Below are 20,723 nucleotides of genomic sequence, written 5' to 3'. Positions count from 1 at the left end.
AAGAAGGAAGGGGAATTGCTATGAGCTTTACGTTGATCGAGCAGGCCACGCCGCGTCTGCACCGCTCCGAGCTGGCCGTGCCGGGCTCCGCGCCGGGCATGTTCGAGAAGGCCGCCCAGTCCAAGGCCGACCAGATCTTCCTCGACCTCGAAGACGCCGTCGCGCCGGACGACAAGGAGCAGGCGCGCAAGAACATCATTCAGGGCCTCAACGACGTCGATTGGGGCAAGAAGGTGATGACGCTGCGCATCAACGGCCTCGACACGCATTACTGCTATCGCGACGTCGTCGACGTTCTCGAGAACTGCCCGCGTCTCGACGTCGTGCTGATTCCGAAGGTCGGCGTGCCGCAGGACGTCTACGCCATCGACATGCTCATCACGCAGATCGAGCAGTACAAGAAGCGCACCAAGAAGATCGGCATCGAAATCCTGATCGAGACCGCGCTCGGCATGGCCAATGTCGAAGCCATCGCGCAGTCCTCCAAGCGCCTCGAGGCCATGTCATTCGGCGTCGCCGACTACGCCGCCTCGACCCGCGCCCGCACCACCGTCATTGGCGGCGTGAATCCGGATTACGGCGTGCTGTCCGACAAGGATAAGGACGGCAATCGCGAATATTTCTGGATGGATCAGTGGCACGCCGCCCAGACCCGCATGATGGTCGCCTGCCGCGCCTATGGCCTGCGTCCGATCGACGGTCCGTTCGGCGACTTCAACGATCCGGAAGGCTATATCGCCGCCGCCAAGCGCGCCGCCGTTCTCGGCTATGAAGGCAAGTGGGCGATCCATCCCTCGCAGATCGAACTCGCCAACCAGGTGTTCACGCCCTCCGAGGCGGAAGTCACCAAGGCCAAGCGCATTCTGGCGGCGATGGAAGAAGCCGCCAAGGCCGGCAAGGGCGCCGTGTCGCTCGACGGCCGCCTCATCGATATCGCTTCGATCCGCATGGCCGAAGCGCTGATCGAGAAGGCCAATGCGATGGCCGAAGCGTAAGAACCGTAAGCGCCCCCCCCATTTCCCGCTTGCGGGAGAAGGCGTCGCGCCGAAGGCGTGACGGATGAGGGCCCTCACCCGACCCCCGCTGACGCGGGGGCCACCCTCTCCCGCAAGCGGGAGAGGGGATCGCCCAAATTTTTACAATTTCGGACCGATTCATGCCCGCCGATCCCCGCCAGCTTCTCCGCGCCATGTTCGACGCCGCCGTGGGCGCCGCGCATCCTTCCGTCTGCCTGCCGCAGCATCTCGAGAAGATCGCGCCGCCCAAGGGCCGCACGATCGTCATCGGCGCCGGCAAGGCGGCCGCCTCCATGGCGGCGGCGGTCGAGGCGAGCTGGAAGGGCGGCCTCCTCGAAGGTCTCGTCGTCACCCGTTACGAGCATGGCGCGCAGACGTCGCAGATCGAGGTGATCGAGGCCTCGCATCCTGTTCCCGACGCCGCCGGCCGCGAGGCGGCGAAGCGCATTCTCGAAAAAGTGCAGGGCCTCAGCGAGGACGATCTCGTCCTCGCGCTCATCTCCGGCGGCGGCTCGGCGCTGATGGCGCTCCCGGCCGAGGGCGTGACGCTCGAAGAGAAGCAGGCCGTCAACAAGGCGCTTCTGAAAAGCGGCGCGAATATTTCCGAGATGAATTGCGTGCGCAAGCATCTCTCGGCGATCAAGGGCGGCCGTCTCGCCCGCGCCGCCGCGCCGGCGCGCGTCGTCGCTCTGATGATTTCCGACGTGCCGAATGACGACCTCTCCGTCATCGCCTCCGGCCCGACCGTGCCCGACCGGACCACGCGCCACGACGCGCTCGCGGTCATCGCCAAATATGGCATCAGCGCGCCCGAAGCGGTGATCCGGCATTTGTCCAGCGACGCCTGCGAAACGCCCAAGCCCGGCGACAGGATTTTCGAGCGCGTCGAGAATATTCTCATCGCGACGCCGCAGGGTTCGCTCGACGCCGCCGCCGCGGTGGCGCGCGAAGCGGGCTTCACGCCCTGCATTCTCGGCGATCTCGAAGGCGAGTCGCGCGACGTGGCGCTCGTCCACGCGGGCATAGCGAAGCAGATCGCCCTTCACGGCCAGCCCTTCGAGCCGCCGGTCGCCATCATCTCCGGCGGCGAGACGACCGTCACCGTGCGCGGCGACGGCAAGGGCGGCCGCGACGCGGAGTTTCTGCTCGGCTTCACGCTGGCGCTCGAAGGCTTCGGCGACATTTCGGCCATCGCCTGCGACACCGACGGCATTGACGGCGTCGAGACCAATGCCGGCGCCGTCATGACCGCCGACAGCTTCGCCCGCGCGCAGGCGAAGGGCGTCGATCTCAAGGCGCTCTTCGCCAATAACGACGCCTTCACCGCCTTCGAGGCGCTGGGCGATCTTGTCGTGACCGGTCCGACGCGGACCAACGTCAACGACTTCCGCGCCATCCTCGTGCCGCGCCGCGCCAGGGCCGACGAGCCGCGCGCCACGGCGCCTGTGGATAAGAACGACGGGCTTGGCGGCCAAGTGCTGCGCTGGCTCGGTCTGGGCAAGTGACGCGCCCCGCTTTGCTGCGGCGCCGCAAGCTTCTTGGAGCTGCGCGCGCGGCTTGCTAGATTGATCGGGACACGCGCCGGGCTTCGCGCCCGGCGTCGTTTTGTACGGCCTCGCCGACACGATACTGGAAGCCCGATGAACAAGCCCGTGAGCCCCGAGATTTTTGACGCGCGCGGCGCCGCCGCCATGTTCGAGCGCTACCGCCGCGAGGATTCGCCCAAGCCCGCGATCTGGAACGACACGCTCGATCTCATCCTCGCGCATCGCTCGCATCGCAATTATCTCGATCAACCCTTGCCGCAAGGCGCGCTGGAGACGATCGTCGCCGCCGCGCAATCGGCCTCGACCTCCTCCAATCTCCAGGTCTGGAGCGTCGTCGCGGTCGAGGATGAGGACCGCAAGAACCGCCTCGCCGATCTCGCCGGCGGCCAGAAGCATATTCGCGATTGTAAGCTGCTCCTCGTCTGGCTGTGCGATCTCGCCCGCCTCGAATTGCTCGGCAAGGAAAAGGGCCGCGACGCGGCCGCGCTTCCCTATCTTGAAATCTTCATGACTGGCGTGGTCGACGCCGCGCTTGCGGCGCAGAACGCGGTCACCGCGCTGGAATCGCTCGGGCTCGGCTGCTGCTATATCGGCGCCATGCGCAACAAGCCGGAGGAAGTGGCGAAGGAGCTGAACCTGCCGCCCAACGTCTTCGCCGTTTTCGGCATGACCATCGGCGCGCCCGATCCCGCCGCCAATGCCGGCGTCAAGCCGCGCCTCGGCCAGCGCGCCGTGCTGCATCGCGAGCAATATCATTGGGACGACGCGCAGCGCGAAGCGATTGAAACGCTCGACGTGACGTTCAAGGACTTCCAGAAGGAGCAGGGCCTGCCCGAGCAGGGCTGGATCCGCCAGGTGCTGTCTCGCGTGCGCGGGACCGACGCCATGAGCGGACGCGACCGCTTGCGCGAGGCGCTGAAGGCGCTGGGCTTCGAGCTGCGTTGAGGCCAGGGCCGTTCCTCGTCATTGCGAGCGAAGCGAAGCAATCCAGAGCGTAGATGGCTTCGCCAGATTGCTTCGTCGCTGCGCTCCTCGCAATGACGGCGGTTGCGCCAAGACGACATGCGCTCCAGCAAAAGGCGCTTCCGCAAGTGACGATAACGCTCGACAAGCCCATTGAGGATATCGACGGCGACGCGGTCGTCAACAAAATCGCCTGGCGGCTCATTCCGCTTCTCGTCGCGGGTTTTTTCGTCGCTTATCTCGACCGCGTGAATGTCGGCTTCGCCGCGCTCGCCATGAACAGGGAGCTCGGCTTCACGCCGGAATTCTACGGCTGGGCGGCGGGCGTGTTCTTCATCGGCTATTGCCTCTTCGAGGCGCCGAGCAATTACGTCATGCACCGGATCGGCGCGCGGCTCTGGATGGCGCGCATCATGGCGAGCTGGGGCGTCGTCGCCGCGATCACCGCCTGCGTCTGGAGCGAGGAGAGCTTCGTCGTTCTGCGCTTTCTCCTTGGCGCGGCGGAGGCGGGCTTTGCGCCGGGCGTCATCCTCTATCTCACTTACTGGATTCCGGCCGCGCAGCGCGCGCGCATTCTCGCCGGCTTCCTCATTGCGGTTCCGCTCGGCAGCGCCATCGGCTCCCCCATCTCCGGCGTCATTCTTTCCACCATGGACGGCGTCGCGGGCGTCGCCGGCTGGCGCTGGCTTTATTTTCTCGAAGCGCTCCCTTCGATCATGCTCGGCGTCGTCTGCTTCTATTATCTCCCCGATCGCCCCACTGAGGCTAAATGGCTCGAGCCCGCCGAACGCGACTGGATCGAAACGACGCTGGCGCGCGAAGCGCCGCCGCAGGATGGCGATCACTGGCGCGCGCTGACGGACCCGCGCATCCTCATTCTCGGCGTCGCCTATTTCGGCGTGGTGATGGCGCTCTACGGGCTGTCCTTCTGGCTGCCGCAGATCATCAAGGGCTTCGGCGCCTCGATTCTGGCGACGGGCTTTCTCGCGGCGATTCCCTATGGCTGCGGCGCGCTCGCCATGTGGCTGTGGAGCAGGAGCTCCGACCGCAATAATGAGACGGTTTATCACACGGCCGTCGTCACGATTCTCGGCAGCGTCGGCCTCGCATGCGCCGCCTATGCGCCGTCGCATTGGCTGGCGATGGCCGCGCTGACCCTCGCCGCCATGGGCTCCGTCGCCGCGCTGCCGACCTTCTGGAGCTTCTGCACGCTGGCGCTTGGTCCCACGGAGGCGGTGGTCGGCGTCGCCGTCATCAACTCCATCGGCAATCTCTCGGGGCTCGCAGGACCCTGGCTCGTTGGCTTGATCAAAGGCGCGACGGGGGAATTTTCGGACGCGCTGCTCGCTCTGGCGGCGGGACCGTTATTGACGGCGATTTTGATTTTGCGTTTGAGGCGGGGCGTACCCCGCCGCTGATATCGTTGCGGCTGATAATAGCGCGTTATCGCGTGGGCGATTTCCAGATGGTCGTCGGCGACCCGCTTTGGCCGGCGGGCGCTGCTTGCGCCGGCGGCGCGCCTTTCGCCTCCTGATGCGATGGCGACCCGAGAACGCCGTGATTCAACTTGCTGTGATCCATCCCCTCGACATTGGGATCGCTCGCCTGTTTGACCGCGGCGTTCGCCTGTTGCGAATGCATCTCTTCATGCGATGCGCGTCCCATAACGCCATGGTTGAGATGGCTGTGGTCCATGCCGTCGACGTCGGCGTCCGCGACCGCTTGCGACACGCCCAGCGCCAGAAGGCCAGCAAAGGTCATGCTCAACAATTTATAACGCGTCATATGCACTCTCCGCCCGTTTTCTTAGGCCACGCATGTGTTGCGGCCGAGATGCATTATAGCGAGAGAGTCGGAGGTGTTTATCTCTCTATTTTTGCAGATTCATTCTTGAGCTCCAGCTTCTCTTGCGATCCGCCCGCGCCTTTTCCTTCCCGCGCTCTTTCGATGCGAGTTTAAAGGGAAATCCGGGACGCCCCGGCCCGGTTCGGCCGAGATGTGTATGTGTTTCATGCGCACCGGAGCCAAAGCGTCCCGGATACGGTCTTTATGCTCGCGCACCTTTTCCCGACGGAGTGACTTCGCTCCCGGACACGGCCCCTGACAGGACCGCTTCTTTCCCGTCTGAGATTATGATCCCAGACGAGCGCGCGCTTGAGCGCCGCAGGCGATTTGTGTCCTGCAGTTTTCCGATGCCGCCTTCCCCCGGGCGCGGCTTCCTTTTCAGAAGTTCCCGCTGCAAGACCCGAAGGAACGTTAAGGCCCAGCTTTATTCGCGCCCCGCGACGTTGCCGCCACAGATTGCTTGCCCCGCTCTGCACGGGAAAGCCCGACCGACGACCCGCCCACATCCGCCACAAGAGCCCGACGGACGCTTGACCGACCCCGCCGCGCCGCCGGGCTACGACGACGCCCCCTAAGGTGACGAGGCGGGCGCAGGATGAGGCAGGTTTATGGGGATGGGGATAAGATTTTTGCGGGCGCGTTTTCGCGCACCCCTTCTCCCACTTGTGGGAGAAGGTGGCCTCGCGGAGCGAGGTCGGATGAGGGCTCTGTCAGCCGCCCGAGACTCGGACCGCTTCCCGTATGCGATCCAGCACAATGTCGCCGCCGCCGATCACAAGATCGTTCCTGAACCGCAACACACGATAGCCGTGTTCGGCAAGCCAGGCGTCGCGCGCTGCATCATGGGCCTTCTGCTCTTCATCGTCATGGGGGCGGCCGTCGAGTTCCACGATCAGCCGGTGTTCGACGCAAAGAAAGTCGGCGACAAATCTGCCGATCGGAACTTGTCGGCGGAACTTCATGCCCAACGCCGAGCGGCGTAGAGAGCGCCACAGGATCGCCTCCGCCTCCGTCATGTTGCGGCGGAGCTTACGTGCGAAGTCGGTTTTCTCTTTTGACACGCGCGCGGGCATTGAGCCTCGATTTGTTATGGCTGAGGCGACCCTCATCCGACCCTTGCTCACGCAAGGGCCACCTTCTCCCGCAAGCGGGAGAAGGGAGCGCCTCACCCCTCAATCTCCTCCCGCTTGATCTCCAGTTCCAGCCATTCCTCCTCCGCCGCCGCCAACTCGCATTCAACGGCTGCGAACATCTCGCTCGCTTTCGCGAATTTCCCTGCGTCCTTGGCGTAAAGCTCGGGATCGTCCAGCAGCGCCTGCAATTTCGCGCGCTTCGTTTTCAGCTCGTCCATTTTCGCGGGCAGCGTCGCCAAGGCGTGCTGCTCCTTAAAGGTCAGCTTCGCTTTTGCGGGCGCGCGCTCGGCGGGTTTTTCCTTCGCGGCCTTTTCTTTCGGCGCCTGTGACGCCACGGCGCCGCGCGCATCGACGCCGCGGCCGCGTTGCGCGACCATGTCGCTATAGCCGCCGGCATATTCCACCCAGCGGCCCTCGCCCTCGCTCATCAGCACGCTCGTCGCGATGCGGTCGAGAAAGTCGCGGTCATGGCTGACGACGATCAGCGTGCCGGGATAATCGGCGAGCATTTCCTCGAGCAGATCGAGCGTTTCGAGATCGAGGTCGTTCGTGGGCTCGTCGAGCACGAGAAGGTTCGACGGCTTCGCCAGTGCGCGCGCAAGCATCAGGCGGCCGCGCTCGCCGCCCGAAAGCTTGCCGATGGGCGTTCGCGCCTGTTCGGGCTTGAAGAGAAAATCCTTCATATAGCCGACGACATGGCGCCGCTCGCCATTGATCTCGACCGTGTCGGAACCCCCGCCGGTCAAGGCGTCCTGAAGCGTCGTCTCAGGTCTGAGGCTCGCGCGGCTCTGATCCAGCGTCGCCATGTCCAGCCCTGCGCCGAGCTTCACTCTGCCGCTGTCCGGCGGCAGCTCTCCGGTCAGAAGCTTGATCAGCGTCGTCTTGCCCGCGCCATTCGCGCCGACAATGCCGAGCCTGTCGCCGCGCAGCACGCGCGTCGTGAAATTCTCGACGATGACGCGTGCGCCATAGCTCTTGCCGATCTTGACCGCTTCGATCACGAGCTTGCCGGAGAGCGTCGCTTCGCTCGCCTCCAGTCTCACCTCGCCCGTCGGCATCACGCGGTTCCTGCGCTCCGCGCGCAGCGAATGGAGGCCGGCGAGGCGCTTCATATTGCGCTTGCGGCGGCCCGAGACGCCGTGGCGCAGCCAATGCTCCTCATTGGCGATCTTGCGTTCGAGCTTGTGCGCCTGCTTCTCTTCCTCTTCGAGTTCGCGGTCGCGCCAGGCCTCGAATTCCGTGAAGCCGCGCGAGAGATGCCTGGCGCGGCCGCGATCGATCCACACCGTCTCGCGCGTGAGGTCCTGCAGGAAGCGCCGGTCGTGGCTGATGACGACCATCGCCGAGCGCAGGCTCGCGAGCTTCTCTTCGAGCCAGAGGATCGTGGGAAGATCGAGATGGTTCGTCGGCTCGTCGAGCAGAAGAATATCCGGCTCCGGCGCCAGAACGCGCGCCAGCGCCGCGCGGCGCGCCTCGCCCCCTGAGAGCTTGGACGGATCTTCGTCGCCGGCGAGGCCGAGTTCGACGAGCAGCGTGCGGGCGATATAGGGATCGTCGAGCGGGCCGAGACCGGCTTCGACATAGGCGGCGGCGGTCGCGAAGCCCGCGAAGTCCGGCTCCTGCGGTAGATAGCGCAGGCTCGCGCCCGGCTGAAAGAAGCGCTCGCCCGCATCCGATTCCAGTTCGCCCGCCGCGATCTTCAACAAGGTCGACTTGCCGGAGCCGTTGCGGCCGACAAGCGCGATGCGCGCGCCGGGCGCAACGGAGAGATCCGCCCCCTCCAGAAGCGGCTTGCCGCCGAGCGTGAGCATGACGCCCTGCAGGGCGAGTAGGGGAGGGGGAGCCATTGCGCGTGAACCGAAGTGTGTGTCTAGTCGCAGCGCTTGTTCCACGGCTGCGCAAGGTTGTCACCTCTCGCGCGCCCTCTTTGCTCCGGGAGTCCGCATGTCGCCGACGCGCGAGGAAATCGAGGCCGGGCAGGCCGTCTATACGCAAAAACTACTGGCGGTCTACGATCTCCTGGTGCTCGGGCTCTCCAACCGCTTCATCTGGCGCTGCCCGACGCCGCGCCTCCTCGCGCATTACGACCGGCATGTGAGCGGCAATCATCTCGATGTCGGCGTCGGAACGGGCTATTTTCTCGACCGCTGCCGCTTTCCGGCGGAACGGCCGCGCGTCGCGCTGATGGATATGAACCCCAATGCGCTCGACCACGCCGCACGGCGGATCGCGCGCTACGCCCCGGAAACCTATCGGCGAAACGTGCTGGCGGAGATCGGCGTCGACGGCGCGCCTTTCGACTCCGTCGGCGTCAATTATCTGCTGCACTGCCTGCCGGGCGACATGACGTCGACGGCGCGCGCCTTCGATTATCTGCGCCCTTTGATGAAACCCGGAGCGGTCGTCTTCGGCTCGACCCTGTTGCCGGGCGGCGTCGCGCGCGGCTGGGCGGCGCGAAGGCTCATGGCCTTCTACAATGCGAAAGGCGTCTTCTCGAATGAGACGGACGATCTCGAAACGCTGACGCGCGAGCTGACGGCGCGCTTTCACGACGTCTCGATCGAGGTCGTCGGCTGCGGCGCGCTGTTTTCGGGCCGTTTGTGATTCCGCGAGGGCGCGGCTCTCGCCGCTCCCCGGCGCGGCGTCAAGCCGGCCGGGCGCGCTTGCCTTTTCCCGATCCTTTTCCTTTGCCCGCTCCTTTACCCTGACGCGGGCCTTGATCTTTGGCCCGGCGCTCGCGCGGCGGGAACGATTTCGAAGGTCCCGCCTCCTGTCTTGGCGGGCGATCGTTGCGGTCCCTGGCGCGCGGCCCTTTCGTCCCGAAGGCGCCTTCGCCCGCCAGCCGTTCGACCCTTATATTGTCGCCGCCGGGACGGCGCATATTCGCGGCGAAATCATCGGCGGCGCTTTCGGCGATCTGCACGCGCGTGTCCTGATCGAAAATGCGGATCGTCCCGATATCGTCGCGCGTGATATTGGCCTTGCGGCACAGCATGGGCAGAAGCCATTTCGGATCGGCGTTTTTCGAGCGGCCGATATCGAGGCGAAACCATACCGCCGCGCCCGAAAGGCTCATGGCGCGCGGCGCCTTTCCGGGCTCGCGGACCGCGCGTTCGGACCGCGCGCTTTCCCTGCGCGGACGAAATTCCCGCGTCTCGCCGGGATCGGCGACATCCTCGATCGCCGGCAGGCGCGACCGGTAGAGCCGCACCAGCGCGGCGGCGATCTCCTCCGGCTGACGTTCGGCGAGCACGATCCTGCCGAGGGCGAGGTCGTCTTCCGACGGCGGCTCCAGCAGCAGCGGGTCTTGCAGCATGCGCTGCTGATCGAGCTTCCGGATTTCTTCCGCGAGCGGCGGGCCGCTCCATAGCGCCTCGACGCCGGCTTCGGCGAGCAGGCGCTCGGTGCGGCGCGCCCGCATGGCCGGCACGAGCAGGGCGCTGACGCCCTTGCGTCCGGCGCGTCCGGTGCGGCCGCTGCGATGCTGCAGCGCCTCGGCGTCATGCGGGAGATCGGCATGGATCACGAGACCGAGATTGGGCAGATCGATGCCGCGCGCGGCGACGTCGGTCGCGACGCAGACGCCGGCGCGCCCGTCGCGCAGGGCCTGCATCGAATGATTGCGCTCATGCTGGCTGAGTTCGCCCGAGAGCAGGACGGCTGCGAAGCCGCGCTCGACCAGCGTGGCGTGGAGGTGGCGCACGGATTCGCGCGTATTGCAGAAGACGATCGCCGTCTGCGCGTCGAAATAGCGAAGCAGATTGACGGTCGCGTGCTCGATTTCGTTCGGCGCCACGCGAATGGCGCGATAGTCGATATCGGCGTGGCCGCGCTCGCCGCCGGCGACGTCGATGCGCCGCGCATCGCGCTGATAGCGCCTGGCGAGCGCCGCGATGCCTTTCGGCATGGTGGCCGAAAAGAGCAAAGTGCGGCGCTCGGGCGGCGTCGCGTCGAGAATGAATTCGAGGTCTTCGCGAAAACCGAGATCGAGCATCTCGTCGGCCTCGTCGAGCACGACGGCCTTGAGTTTTTGCGGGACGAGCCCGCCGCGCTCAATATGGTCCCGCAGGCGCCCCGGCGTGCCGACGACGATATGCGCGCCCTCCGACAGTTTGCGCCGCTCGAGGCGCGCATCCATGCCGCCGACGCAGGCGACGATGCGCGCTTCCGCGTAATGATAGAGCCATTGCAGTTCGCGCTCGACCTGCAAGGCGAGTTCGCGCGTCGGCGCGATGATCAGCGCGCCGGGGGCGCCGGGCGCGCCCAGTTTCTCCCGGTCTCCCAGAATCGTCGGCGCGATGGCGAGGCCATAGGCCACGGTCTTGCCGGAGCCGGTCTGCGCCGAAACGAGAATGTCGCTGTCGGATTGGTGGGCAAGGACGGCCGACTGCACGGCTGTCGGCGTCGTATAGTCGCGCTCGGAGAGCGCGCGGGCCAGCGGGGCGCCGGCGTTGAAAAAGGTCACTTCTGCGTTTGCCTGTCTGGAAAGAAACGCGAAACCTTAAAGCACTTTGCCCCTGCGCGCCATCTTTGAATGGATTGCTGAATATCCTGCGAGCCGCCCGCTCTGAACGATCTCATCCTTCGGCTTGAGATAGGGCGCTGTCGGAGTCGAGGTCCCGTCGCGCGGGAAGAATTCCGCCCCAAGGCGGGGGTTCGCAAACCGAGAACGATCGCGGCGCGAAGGCCGACGAAAACAGGGAGTCGCGCTTGTTCACTTCGGAACGTCACGACGCCCGACCCGGATTTGACGCGAATTGACGTCGTTCTCGCGATCTCGCGCGGAGCCTCAAGACTGGCCGCGCTTCAACTCAATCCATCGATTGATAAGATCTGTTCGCTTTGTCACCCACCCGCCCGGCCGGATGAACGCCAAGACTAGCGCGATATAACCGAAAAAGAACAGCGTTAGCCATTGGAATGCTTCCGGCCAATCCGCATGTTTTGCCGATGCGGCGCCGCAACTGCGAAATTCAAGGGTGACGCCGACGGCGAACAGGAAGAGAAGTCCGCCGAGCGCGAGAAAAAGATACGTCGAAATCCGCGTTCTGCTCGGAAAGCTGTTGTTCCGCCTGAATGAGTGGATGTCGCGTTCCCAGTCGGACAATTGGCAGACTTCGAGATAGGAAGAAATGACGGCGACGATATGCGCGATGGCGTTGTGCCACAGGAAGAGCAACATCAATACGACGATCGCCCCGGCCGACGAGCAGGACACCATGGCGAGATATTTCGCGTCGCCGCAAATCGTGTCGTAAGGCGGCTTCGGCATCACCAGCGCGAGATAGGCGCCGACAAGCGTGATCGAGGCGGTGCAAATCGTGAATTGCTGGTTTTGGAGCTGATTGATCTCAGAAAAAAGCTTTCGGCCGTCTTCCGCGTTGCCTTTCGGCGCCTCGGGCGCGGCGCGAAGCAATTTCATCGTCAGCCCCCGAGCCCCAGCGCCTTCCGCACGCGCGCGGAATAGCCGTAAAGATCCCGCCGCTGCGCCAGCCGTCCCATATCGTCCACATAGGCGGTGAAATAGACGATATGCACGGGCAGGGGCTTTGAGAGACTGATGTAGCGCTCGCTCGGGCCGATCATCTTTTTCACGCGTTCTTCCGACCAGCCGCTGCCCGGGCCGAGAACGGCGGAGGCCAATGCGAAAGGCTGGTCGACGCGCATGCAGCCATGGCTGAAGGCGCGATGCGACTGCGCGAAGAGGCCGCGCGACGGCGTGTCGTGCATATAGACGGCGTAATCGTTCGGGAAGACGAATTTGATGCGGCCGAGCGCGTTCTTCTCGCCCGGCGGCTGGCGCACCACCATCTGCCCGTTGCGATAAGAGACCTGATAGCCCGCGCCGACGCCGCCATGCCACTCCTTCTGGATGATGGATTGCGGCACGTACCAGGACGGGTTGACGATGATCTCCCGCATGGCGTTGGAGAAGATCGGCGTCGGCGTCTCCACCTTGCCGACGATCACGCGCGTGCGATGCGCGACCATGTTGTTGCGGATGACGGCGAGCTCGAAATCGGGAATGTTCACCTCGATGCGCTCGTCGCCCATGTCGCGCGGCAGCCAGCGCCAGCGCTCCATATTGGCGAGGATTTCCGCCTCCAGCGCGGAGGTTGAAGGGCCGCCCAGCGTCTCCATGCGGCGGCGCTTCGACTTCGCCGCCGGCATGGCGTCGGTCTGCGCCACGCCTTCCTCGGCGGCGGCGAAGCGTTCATTGGCCTCCGGCAGGCCGGCGCGGCGGCCGCGCAGTTCGGCGAGCTTATCGCGGAGTTGCTGATAGCCGTAATGGGGCGGATTGAAGTCCTGAAGCGTCTCGCTTGCGCGATAGCCGGCGGCGGCTACCTGCGCGACGGCCTGAGCGGGATCGGGCAGCCAGGTCTTGGCGCCGATGAGGTGAGAGAGGCGCTGGGGCTCGAGCCGTCCGCCGCGCGCCTGATGGGCGTAGGTCGCGACGGCTTCGGTGAGAGCGAATTCGTCCGCGACCGACGGCGCGCCGTTCTCAGCGGAAGGGATGGCGTAGCCGCGCAGATCGAGCCCGTCCTCATTCGCCGCGTTCAGGCGGGAGACGGCCGAGGCCGCGCCTTCGCGCCAGCCATTGGCGTCGGTCCAGAAGGGCTCGAACTGGCGCGCCGCATAGGCGGCCGCGAGCTTGGCGCGCATGGCGCGGCGGGAGGCGTTGCGGGCGATGTCGGGCGCGGAGGTCCAGTCTTCGAGCGCCAGCGCCAGCGCGCGCTGCGTGTCGGGCAGCAGATTCCAGGCGAGGTCGAGGTCGTCCGGCGCGGCGCGTTCGACGCGCAGCCCGGCGGCCGTGACGGCGACGAGCGGCGGCGCCTCGGCTTCGACGCCGAGATCGTTCATCGGCTGCGCGGTCGGCGCCTTGGCGAGGCCCGTCAGCGCGACGGCGGCGGGCGGCGCGAAAAGATCGGCGCGGCTCGGCTCGGCCTTGGCCGGCGTAAGCGCAAGCGCCGCGCCAAGCGCGGCGGCGGAGATGGAGATACGGGCAAAAGAAACGCGAGCCTGCATGGCTGCCCTCGCACGAAACCGGAACACGGCGCGGATTCGTAAACCAAAACCGTTAAGGATATTGCCGCCCCGTCGCCGGCCGAAGCAGCAAGCTTTGGCACAATATCTAGCGCGCGGGAGGCGGGCTGTTAATTAGCGCACATCGCTGCCGGGGACGGCTTTGTCGCAAAAGGCGAGACTGTGGCGCGGCGGCAACATGTCGAATGGTAGGGGTTGGGGTAGACTCGATCAGCCCATCATGGCCAGCCAAATCATTCCCCGCGTCATGCCCGCGACGAGCGCGGGCATGACGCGGGGAAGAGCCGGCTCTGTCCTCCATAGCGGGTTTTGGCGTCCGGCGTTATGATGGGCGAATGTCGCAGAGGTCGCCCGATGAAGCGCTATATCGCCATCGTTCATAAGGACGAGAACAGCGCCTATGGCATGACCTTCCCCGACGCGCCGGGATGTTTTTCGGCGGCGGACGAGATCGACGATTTGTTTGCCATGGCGAGCGAGGCGCTGGAGCTTTGGGACGCGGGAGGAAGGGCTGCCGATTCTGGAGCCGCGGGATTTCGAGATTGTTCGGGCCGATCCTGAGTGGGCGGACAGTTTCGCAGATGCGGCTTTCGTGATCGTAGTCGAGGCGCCTTGGACGCAGCGATGCGAGGCGGCTGAAGTGAGTCATACAGTTTCCGCCTGATTGCGTCGCTATGACGCTCTCGACGTCATTGCGAGCGAAGCGAAGCAATCCAGGGGCGCCACCATGATTCTGGATTGCTTCGGCGGCTGCGCCGCCTCGCAATGACGGCCGCCTCTTTCTTTGGCCGCCTTATACACATTGCGGGCATAAAATCCGGGGATTATGGGGATACGCAAGCTGACAATCTTGACGAATTCGAATCACCCCGCCGCCAAAAAGCTCTCCAGCACCATCTTCCGCCCGGCCTTGTCGAAATCCACCGTGCATTTGTTGCCGTCGACCGCCGCCACCGTGCCGGGGCCGAATTTCGTGTGGAACACGCGCGTCCCGGCGCCGTAGCGCGAGCCGGTGGAGGAGCGCGCGATGACTTCGCCTTCGATTGTCAGCGGCTGTTTCAAACGCGAGGGGCGCGATGCGGGTTCGGCTTTCGCGGCCTGCGCGCGTTTCCAGCCGGGTGAGGAATAATTTGAATTATACGTATCGAGATTGGCGAAACGCGAGACGGCGTAGCCGCCATATTGCGAGGCGCTCGGCGCCTCCACCACATCCACATGCGCGGCCGGCAGATTGTCGACGAAGCGCGAGGGAACGGTCGGTTGCCAGAGACCGCGAATGCGGCGGTTGCTGGCGAAGAAAATGCGCGCGCGCTGTTTCGCGCGGGTGAGGCCGACATAAGCGAGGCGGCGTTCCTCCTCCAAGCCCGCGCGGCCCTGCTCGTCGAGCGAACGCTGATGCGGGAAGAGCCCTTCCTCCCAGCCGGGCAGATACACGGTCTCGAATTCGAGCCCCTTCGCGCCATGCAGCGTCATGATCGAGACGCGCTCCTGCTCCTTCGACTCATCCGCCTCCATCACCAGAGAGACATGTTCGAGGAAGGCGGAAAGATCGGGGAACTCCTCCATCGCGCGGACGAGTTCCTTGAGGTTTTCGAGACGGCCGGCGGCCTCGGGCGTCTTGTCGTCGCGCCACATCTGCGTATAGCCGGATTCATCGAGCACCATTTCGGCGAGCTCATGCTGCGGCTTTGAATCGATCAGACTGCGCCAGCGGTCGAAATCGGCGATCAGCCCTTTCAGCGCGCCGCGCGGCTTGGGCTTCATCTCCTCCGTCTCGACGAGAAAACGCGCCGCCTGCATCAGCGGAATGCGCTCGCGACGCGCATATTCGTGCAGCAATTGCACCGTCGCGTCGCCGAGGCCGCGTTTCGGCGTATTGACGATGCGCTCGAAAGCGAGATCGTCCGAAGGCTGCGCGACGCAGCGCAGATAAGCGAGCGCGTCGCGAATTTCGGCGCGCTCATAGAAGCGCGGGCCGCCAATGATGCGATAGGGCAGGCCGATCTCGACGAAGCGCTCCTCGAATTCGCGCATCTGGAAGGAGGCGCGCACGAGAATGGCGATCTCTTCGAGCGAATGGCCCTTGCGCTGCAATTGCTCTATGTCCTCGCCGATGACGCGCGCTTCCTCCTGGCTGTCCCAGACGCCGGTGAGCGTCGGCTTCTCGCCATCCTCGCCGTCGGTGAACAGCGTTTTGCCGAGGCGCCCTTCGTTGTGCGCGATGAGATGCGAGGCGGCGGCGAGGATATGTCCCGTCGAGCGGTAATTGCGCTCGAGCCGCACGATCTTCGCGCCGGGAAAATCCTGCTCGAAGCGCAAAATATTCTCGACCTCCGCACCGCGCCAGCCATAGACGCTCTGGTCGTCGTCGCCGACGCAGCAGACGTTCCGGCGACCCTGCGAGATCAGGCGCAGCCAGAGATATTGCGCAATGTTGGTGTCCTGATATTCGTCGACGAGAATATATTTGAAGCGGTTATTGTAGTCCGCGAGCACGTCGGGATTCTCGCGAAAGAGCCGCAGCGTCTCCAAGAGCAGGTCGCCGAAATCGACGGCGTTGAGGATTTTGAGGCGCTCCTGATAGAGCGCATAGAGCGCGCCGCCTTTGCCGTTCGCGAAGCTCTCCGCTTCGCCCGCCGGAACCTGGTTCGGAAGAAGTCCGCGATTTTTCCAGCCGTCGATGCGCTGCGCCAGCGCGCGGGCGGGCCAGCGCTTGTCGTCGACATTTTCCGCCTGAAGCACCTGCTTCAAGAGGCGGATCTGGTCGTCCGTGTCGAGAATGGTGAAATTGGGCTTGAGGCCGACAAGCTCGGCGTGGCGGCGCAGGATCTTCGCGCTGATCGCGTGGAAGGTGCCGAGCCACTGCATGGCCTGCGCGCCCTCTCCGACCAGCATCTCGATGCGCTCGCGCATTTCGCGCGCGGCCTTGTTGGTGAAGGTGACGGCCAGAATCTCATAGGCGCGCGCCTTGCCGAGCGCGAGGATATGGGCGATGCGCGTCGTCAGCGCGCGCGTCTTGCCCGTGCCGGCGCCGGCGAGCACCAGCACCGGCCCGTCCAGCGTCTCGACGGCCGCGCGCTGCTCCGGGTTCAGCCCGTCGAGATAGCGCGGCCTTTGCGCCGCGGCGGCGGCGCGAGCGGCGAGTCCGCCCTCCTGTGGCGCGTAATCGTCGAATGTGGACAAGCGGTTGCTCCTGATGATTCAGCAAGAGCATATAGGAGAACGGAAGGAGAATCACGAATTTGACGCGTGCGAGGCCGGAAATGCGGGGGAGTTAATCCCCTTACGCAAAGGGGATCAGCTTGCGCCCCGCGTCCGAACTTCTCGCCGGCGCGCCTTTTCTTGCTCCCGCCAAATTTTGCGGCTTCGATAGGCGCATGAAATCGCTCCGCCTCGCTCTGATCGCCGCCGCCTTCGCCGCCCCCGCCATGGCGCAGGAGGGGCCCTCGACGGGCGGGCAGGCGATCGGCGGGCTGTTCGATGCGCTGGGGCTGCGCAAGCCTGTTCCCGCGCCCGCGGATTTCGTGCGGGAGACACGCCCCCGGCAGCTCGATTATGTCCCTCTCGCGCCTGCTCCCGAGCCGGTCCAGGCGAAGAAAAACGCTTCCGATCTGCAAGCCGCCGGCGCGGCGCTGGACAGAGCGGCGGCGGAGAACAAGCGGCGGGCGGCGCGGGTGAAAATTCCCGACTGATCCGGAGGCGAATGCCGGCGGAGGCGCCGATCGCCGGTTCTTGCCGGAGGCGGCCTCGCCCTTCGCCAGTAAGAAATCATTTCCCGCCCATTTGGCGAAGCCGACCCGAGCGGCTAGAATCCCCGCCTTCCTGAATCGCACCCGGTCGAGCAATGTCGGATTTCTATCGCATCAAGCGCCTGCCCCCTTACGTCTTCGAGCAGGTGAACCGCCTGAAGGCCAAAGCCCGCGCAGGGGGCGCCGACATTATCGACATGGGCATGGGCAATCCCGATCTGCCCGCCCCCAAACATGTGGTCGAGAAGCTCGTCGAGACCGCGGGGCGCCCGCGCACCGACCGCTATTCCGCCAGCAAGGGCATCGCCGGGCTGCGCCGCGCGCAGGCGGGCTATTACGCGCGCCGCTTCGGCGTGACGCTCGATCCCGAGACGCAGATCGTCGCGACGCTCGGCTCCAAGGAAGGCTTCGCCAATATGGCGCAGGCGATCACCGCGCCGGGCGACGTGGTGCTGGCGCCCAATCCCTCCTACCCCATCCACGCCTTCGGCTTTCTGATGGCCGGCGGCGTCGTGCGCTCCGTGCCCTCCGCCCCGACGCCTGATTATTTCCGCGCCCTCGAGCGCGCCATGATCCATTCGATCCCGAAGCCGATCGCCGTCGTCGTCTGCTATCCGTCCAATCCGACGGCCGAGGTCGCGTCGCTCGATTTCTATAAGGACCTCGTCGCCTTCGCGAAGAAGCACGACATCTTCATCCTCTCCGACCTCGCTTACGCCGAAGTCTATTTCGACGAGGATCCGCCGCCCTCCGTGCTGCAGGTGCCCGGCGCGATCGACGTGACAGTCGAGTTCACCTCCATGTCGAAGACCTTCTCCATGGCCGGCTGGCGCATGGGCTTCGCGGTGGGCAATGAGCGCCTCTGCGCCGCGCTCGGCCGCGTCAAATCCTATCTCGACTACGGCGCCTTCACGCCGATCCAGGTGGCCGCGACCGCCGCGCTCAACGGCCCGGACGATTGCGTGAGGGAGATGCGCGCCGTCTACAGGAAGCGCCGCGACGTGATGGTCGAAAGCTTCGCGCAGGCCGGCTGGAACATCCCGGCGCCGTCCGCCTCCATGTTCGCCTGGGCGCCCGCGCCCGAGCGCTTCCGCACCATGTCGACGCTGGAATTTGCGAAGCTTCTGATCGAGAAGGCGGATGTCGCCGTCGCGCCGGGCGAGGGCTTCGGCGAGCATGGCGAAGGCTTCGTGCGCCTCGCTTTGGTGGAGAACGAGCAGCGCATCCGTCAGGCCGCCCGCAATCTGCGCCGCTTCTTCGACTCGGCGGATCAGCAATTGCACAATGTCGTGCCGTTGGCGGCGCGGGGGTGAAAAGGGCTACGCCCCTCGCGCTTCGAGACGCCTGCTGCGATCTCGGGCTTGCCCGAGATCGTCCTTTAATAAATGCTCAAGTCGGCAAGCCCGACTTGAGAAGGCTCCTCAGCATGAGGGGCTTCTTCTCCTGCGACAATATTAGGGCTTCATCATTAGGGCTTCATGCCGATGCGAGAGCCCACTCGCGTCTCGAAGGATGGAGCCTTATTGTTCACCCGGCAACGAAGAAGCCCTCATGCTGAGGAGCCCGCAGGGCGTCTCGAAGCACAAGGGCGTTATCACTGATTTGGAACGAGCTCACGGCGGAGACGCCTCACCCGTGTCCGCTGATCCGCTCGATCTGCGCGCCGCAGCCGGAAAGCTTCTTCTCCAGACGCTCGAAGCCGCGATCGAGGTGGTAGACGCGGTTGATCGTCGTCTCGCCGCGCGCGGCGAGCGCCGCGATGACGAGCGACACCGAGGCGCGAAGGTCGGTCGCCATCACCGGCGCGCCTTCGAGATGGTCGGAGCCGGTCACGATCGCCGTGTCGCCCTCGAGCTTGATATGGGCGCCGAGCCGCGCAAGCTCCTGCACATGCATGAAGCGGTTCTCGAAGATCGTCTCGCGAATGCGCGAGGTTCCTCCGGCGCGCGTCATCAGCGCCATGAACTGCGCCTGAAGATCGGTGGGGAAGGCGGGAAAAGGCGCGGTCTCGACGTCGACCGGCGCGATGCCGGCGCCGTTGCGGTAGACGCGCAGGCCTTCATTTGTCTCGGTCACGGTCGCGCCGGACTGCTTCAGCACGTCGAGCGCCGCCTGCAGGCTGTCGGCGCGGGCGCCGGCGAGCAGCACGTCGCCGCCCGTCATCGCCACCGCCATGGCGTAGGTGCCGGCCTCGATGCGGTCCGGCATCACGGAATGGCGCGCGCCGGAGAGCGACGTCACGCCCTCGACCTCGATGGTCGACGAGCCGGCGCCGGAAATCTTCGCGCCCATTTTTGTCAGGCAATCGGCGAGATCGACGATCTCGGGCTCGCGCGCCGCATTGCGGATGACGGAGGTTCCGCGCGCCAGCGTCGCCGCCATCAGCGCCGTATGGGTGCCGCCGACAGTCACCTTGTCGAAGTCGATCTCGCCGCCGATGAGGCCGTCCCTGGCCGTGCCGACGACATAGCCGTTCTCGATCTCGATCCTGGCGCCGAGCTTCTCCAGCGCCATCAGCAGGAGATCGACGGGACGCGTGCCGATGGCGCAGCCGCCCGGCAGCGAGACGCGGCATTCGCCCATGCGGGCGAGGAGCGGCGCGAAGACCCAGAAGCTGGCGCGCATGCGCGAGACGAGTTCATAGGGCGCCGTCGTATCGACGATTTCCTTCGCGGTGAAATGCACGGTGCGGCCGGCGTTCTCCGTGTCGCCCTTGCGCTTGCCGGAAATGGTGAAGTCGACGCCGTGATTGCCGAGGATGCGTTCGAGCTGCGTGACGTCGGCGAGCAGCGGCATGTTTTCGAGCGTCAGCGTCTCCTTGGTCAGGAGCGAGGCGATCATCAGCGGCAGAGCTGCGTTCTTGGCCCCCGAAATCGGGATGACGCCATTGAGGGTCGAACCGCCGGTGATTTTGATCCTGTCCATTATCCCTCGCCGTCGCTCTTTCGCGCATGTGTCCGCAGCGCCCGCTCACGGGCCTTGCGGCGCGCCAAATTCGCCCGGAGCGCCGCGGAAAGCGCGGCGGCGTTTTTCTTAGGCCCGGACTTGCCAGCTTTTTCGCCCGAATCCGCCCCTTTTGGGGCAGCGCCCGGCTCCTTGCCCTCTTCCGTCATCGACTCGTCAACCATGATGGGAAGTCGCGGCCTTCCTAGGCCTTTGCGGGAGGGGAGACAAGCGCGGCGGCGCACATGCCGGCGGCCTCCCGGCGACGGGCGCGGGGGCTGAGGCCGGTCATCTCCGAAAAAACGCGCGAGAAAATCGCGGGGGTCGAATAGCCGAGCTTCAGCGCGATCCGCGTCACGCAGCGGCGCGGGTCGGCGAGCGGCGCCTCGGCGGCCGCCCTCTTTCTCCTTTCGCCGAGTCTCGCGCCGTGGCGCGAAATGGCAAGTTTTTGGAGAGCAAAGGGGCCATCATTTCCTGGAAAGT

Annotated in this window: 17 protein-coding genes; 8 read left to right on the top strand and 9 right to left on the bottom strand. The window is 65.3% G+C overall.

The features are described from left to right. Window positions 1–20: 20 nt before the first annotated feature. From MMG94_RS10450 to MMG94_RS10435, 4 genes are all read left to right on the top strand, one after another. On the top strand, window positions 21–995 hold the full coding sequence (locus MMG94_RS10450; RefSeq protein ID WP_016922075.1) for an HpcH/HpaI aldolase/citrate lyase family protein: 975 nt from the start codon (window positions 21–23) through the stop codon (window positions 993–995). A gap of 161 nt (window positions 996–1,156) precedes the next feature. After that, window positions 1,157–2,521 carry a glycerate kinase type-2 family protein gene (locus tag MMG94_RS10445; protein WP_016922074.1) on the top strand — a complete coding sequence of 455 codons (1,365 nt, stop codon included), beginning with the start codon at window positions 1,157–1,159 and terminating at the stop codon, window positions 2,519–2,521. Window positions 2,522–2,656: 135 nt separating this feature from the next. Continuing rightward, entirely contained in the window at window positions 2,657–3,508 is an 852-nt protein-coding gene (locus MMG94_RS10440) for an NADPH-dependent oxidoreductase (protein ID WP_016922073.1), read from the top strand. Between the two features lie 53 nt (window positions 3,509–3,561). Further along, window positions 3,562–4,944 carry an MFS transporter gene (locus MMG94_RS10435; protein ID WP_016922072.1) on the top strand — a complete coding sequence of 461 codons (1,383 nt, stop codon included), beginning with the start codon at window positions 3,562–3,564 and terminating at the stop codon, window positions 4,942–4,944. 25 nt (window positions 4,945–4,969) lie between these two features. On the opposite strand, the gene MMG94_RS10430 is transcribed toward MMG94_RS10435, so the two are convergent. From MMG94_RS10430 to MMG94_RS10420, 3 genes are all read right to left on the bottom strand, one after another. Then, window positions 4,970–5,311, bottom strand: coding sequence for a hypothetical protein (locus tag MMG94_RS10430; protein ID WP_016922071.1), 342 nt, complete (start codon window positions 5,309–5,311; stop codon window positions 4,970–4,972). Window positions 5,312–6,081: 770 nt separating this feature from the next. Then, window positions 6,082–6,444: an endonuclease domain-containing protein gene (locus MMG94_RS10425; RefSeq protein WP_016917664.1), complete on the bottom strand. Its 363-nt coding sequence runs from the start codon at window positions 6,442–6,444 to the stop codon at window positions 6,082–6,084. A 92-nt stretch (window positions 6,445–6,536) separates the two neighbouring features. Beyond that, window positions 6,537–8,351, bottom strand: a complete 1,815-nt coding sequence (locus MMG94_RS10420) for an ABC-F family ATP-binding cassette domain-containing protein (RefSeq protein ID WP_026015922.1) — start codon at window positions 8,349–8,351, stop codon at window positions 6,537–6,539. A gap of 97 nt (window positions 8,352–8,448) precedes the next feature. Between MMG94_RS10420 and MMG94_RS10415 the strand changes: the two genes are divergently transcribed. Further along, complete coding sequence (locus MMG94_RS10415; protein WP_016917666.1) at window positions 8,449–9,108, top strand: class I SAM-dependent methyltransferase; 660 nt, start codon at window positions 8,449–8,451, stop codon at window positions 9,106–9,108. A 40-nt stretch (window positions 9,109–9,148) separates the two neighbouring features. Here MMG94_RS10415 and MMG94_RS10410 read toward each other — a convergent pair whose 3' ends face one another. From MMG94_RS10410 to MMG94_RS10400, 3 genes are all read right to left on the bottom strand, one after another. Continuing rightward, window positions 9,149–10,969 carry a DEAD/DEAH box helicase gene (locus MMG94_RS10410; RefSeq protein WP_016917667.1) on the bottom strand — a complete coding sequence of 607 codons (1,821 nt, stop codon included), beginning with the start codon at window positions 10,967–10,969 and terminating at the stop codon, window positions 9,149–9,151. A 324-nt stretch (window positions 10,970–11,293) separates the two neighbouring features. Next, complete coding sequence (locus MMG94_RS10405; protein WP_016917668.1) at window positions 11,294–11,926, bottom strand: hypothetical protein; 633 nt, start codon at window positions 11,924–11,926, stop codon at window positions 11,294–11,296. 2 nt (window positions 11,927–11,928) lie between these two features. Beyond that, entirely contained in the window at window positions 11,929–13,530 is a 1,602-nt protein-coding gene (locus tag MMG94_RS10400) for a L,D-transpeptidase scaffold domain-containing protein (RefSeq protein ID WP_016917669.1), read from the bottom strand. Window positions 13,531–13,902: 372 nt separating this feature from the next. Here MMG94_RS10400 and MMG94_RS10395 point away from each other — a divergent pair, with 372 nt between their 5' ends. Then, window positions 13,903–14,109, top strand: coding sequence for a type II toxin-antitoxin system HicB family antitoxin (locus MMG94_RS10395; RefSeq protein WP_026015923.1), 207 nt, complete (start codon window positions 13,903–13,905; stop codon window positions 14,107–14,109). 303 nt (window positions 14,110–14,412) lie between these two features. Here the strand turns inward: MMG94_RS10395 and MMG94_RS10390 are convergent, their stop codons facing one another. Next, window positions 14,413–16,731 carry an ATP-dependent helicase gene (locus MMG94_RS10390; RefSeq protein ID WP_016917671.1) on the bottom strand — a complete coding sequence of 773 codons (2,319 nt, stop codon included), beginning with the start codon at window positions 16,729–16,731 and terminating at the stop codon, window positions 14,413–14,415. 194 nt (window positions 16,732–16,925) lie between these two features. Here MMG94_RS10390 and MMG94_RS10385 point away from each other — a divergent pair, with 194 nt between their 5' ends. Together MMG94_RS10385 and MMG94_RS10380 are read left to right on the top strand one after the other, a co-directional pair. Beyond that, a complete protein-coding gene (locus MMG94_RS10385; protein WP_026015925.1) occupies window positions 16,926–17,240 on the top strand; it encodes a hypothetical protein in 315 nt (104 codons plus the stop codon). A 152-nt stretch (window positions 17,241–17,392) separates the two neighbouring features. Next, the gene (locus MMG94_RS10380) at window positions 17,393–18,610 is read left to right on the top strand and encodes an LL-diaminopimelate aminotransferase (RefSeq protein ID WP_016917673.1); all 1,218 of its coding nucleotides are present in this window, start codon (window positions 17,393–17,395) and stop codon (window positions 18,608–18,610) included. 316 nt (window positions 18,611–18,926) lie between these two features. On the opposite strand, the gene murA is transcribed toward MMG94_RS10380, so the two are convergent. Both murA and MMG94_RS10370 read right to left on the bottom strand, forming a co-directional pair. After that, window positions 18,927–20,222: a UDP-N-acetylglucosamine 1-carboxyvinyltransferase gene (murA, locus tag MMG94_RS10375; RefSeq protein ID WP_016917674.1), complete on the bottom strand. Its 1,296-nt coding sequence runs from the start codon at window positions 20,220–20,222 to the stop codon at window positions 18,927–18,929. A 223-nt stretch (window positions 20,223–20,445) separates the two neighbouring features. Further along, window positions 20,446–20,598, bottom strand: a complete 153-nt coding sequence (locus MMG94_RS10370; protein WP_016917676.1) for a hypothetical protein — start codon at window positions 20,596–20,598, stop codon at window positions 20,446–20,448. Window positions 20,599–20,723: the final 125 nt, after the last annotated feature.

The organism is Methylocystis parvus OBBP, from assembly GCF_027571405.1.
Taxonomy (GTDB): domain Bacteria; phylum Pseudomonadota; class Alphaproteobacteria; order Rhizobiales; family Beijerinckiaceae; genus Methylocystis; species Methylocystis parva.
This window is presented reverse-complemented; position numbering and strand designations above follow the sequence as displayed.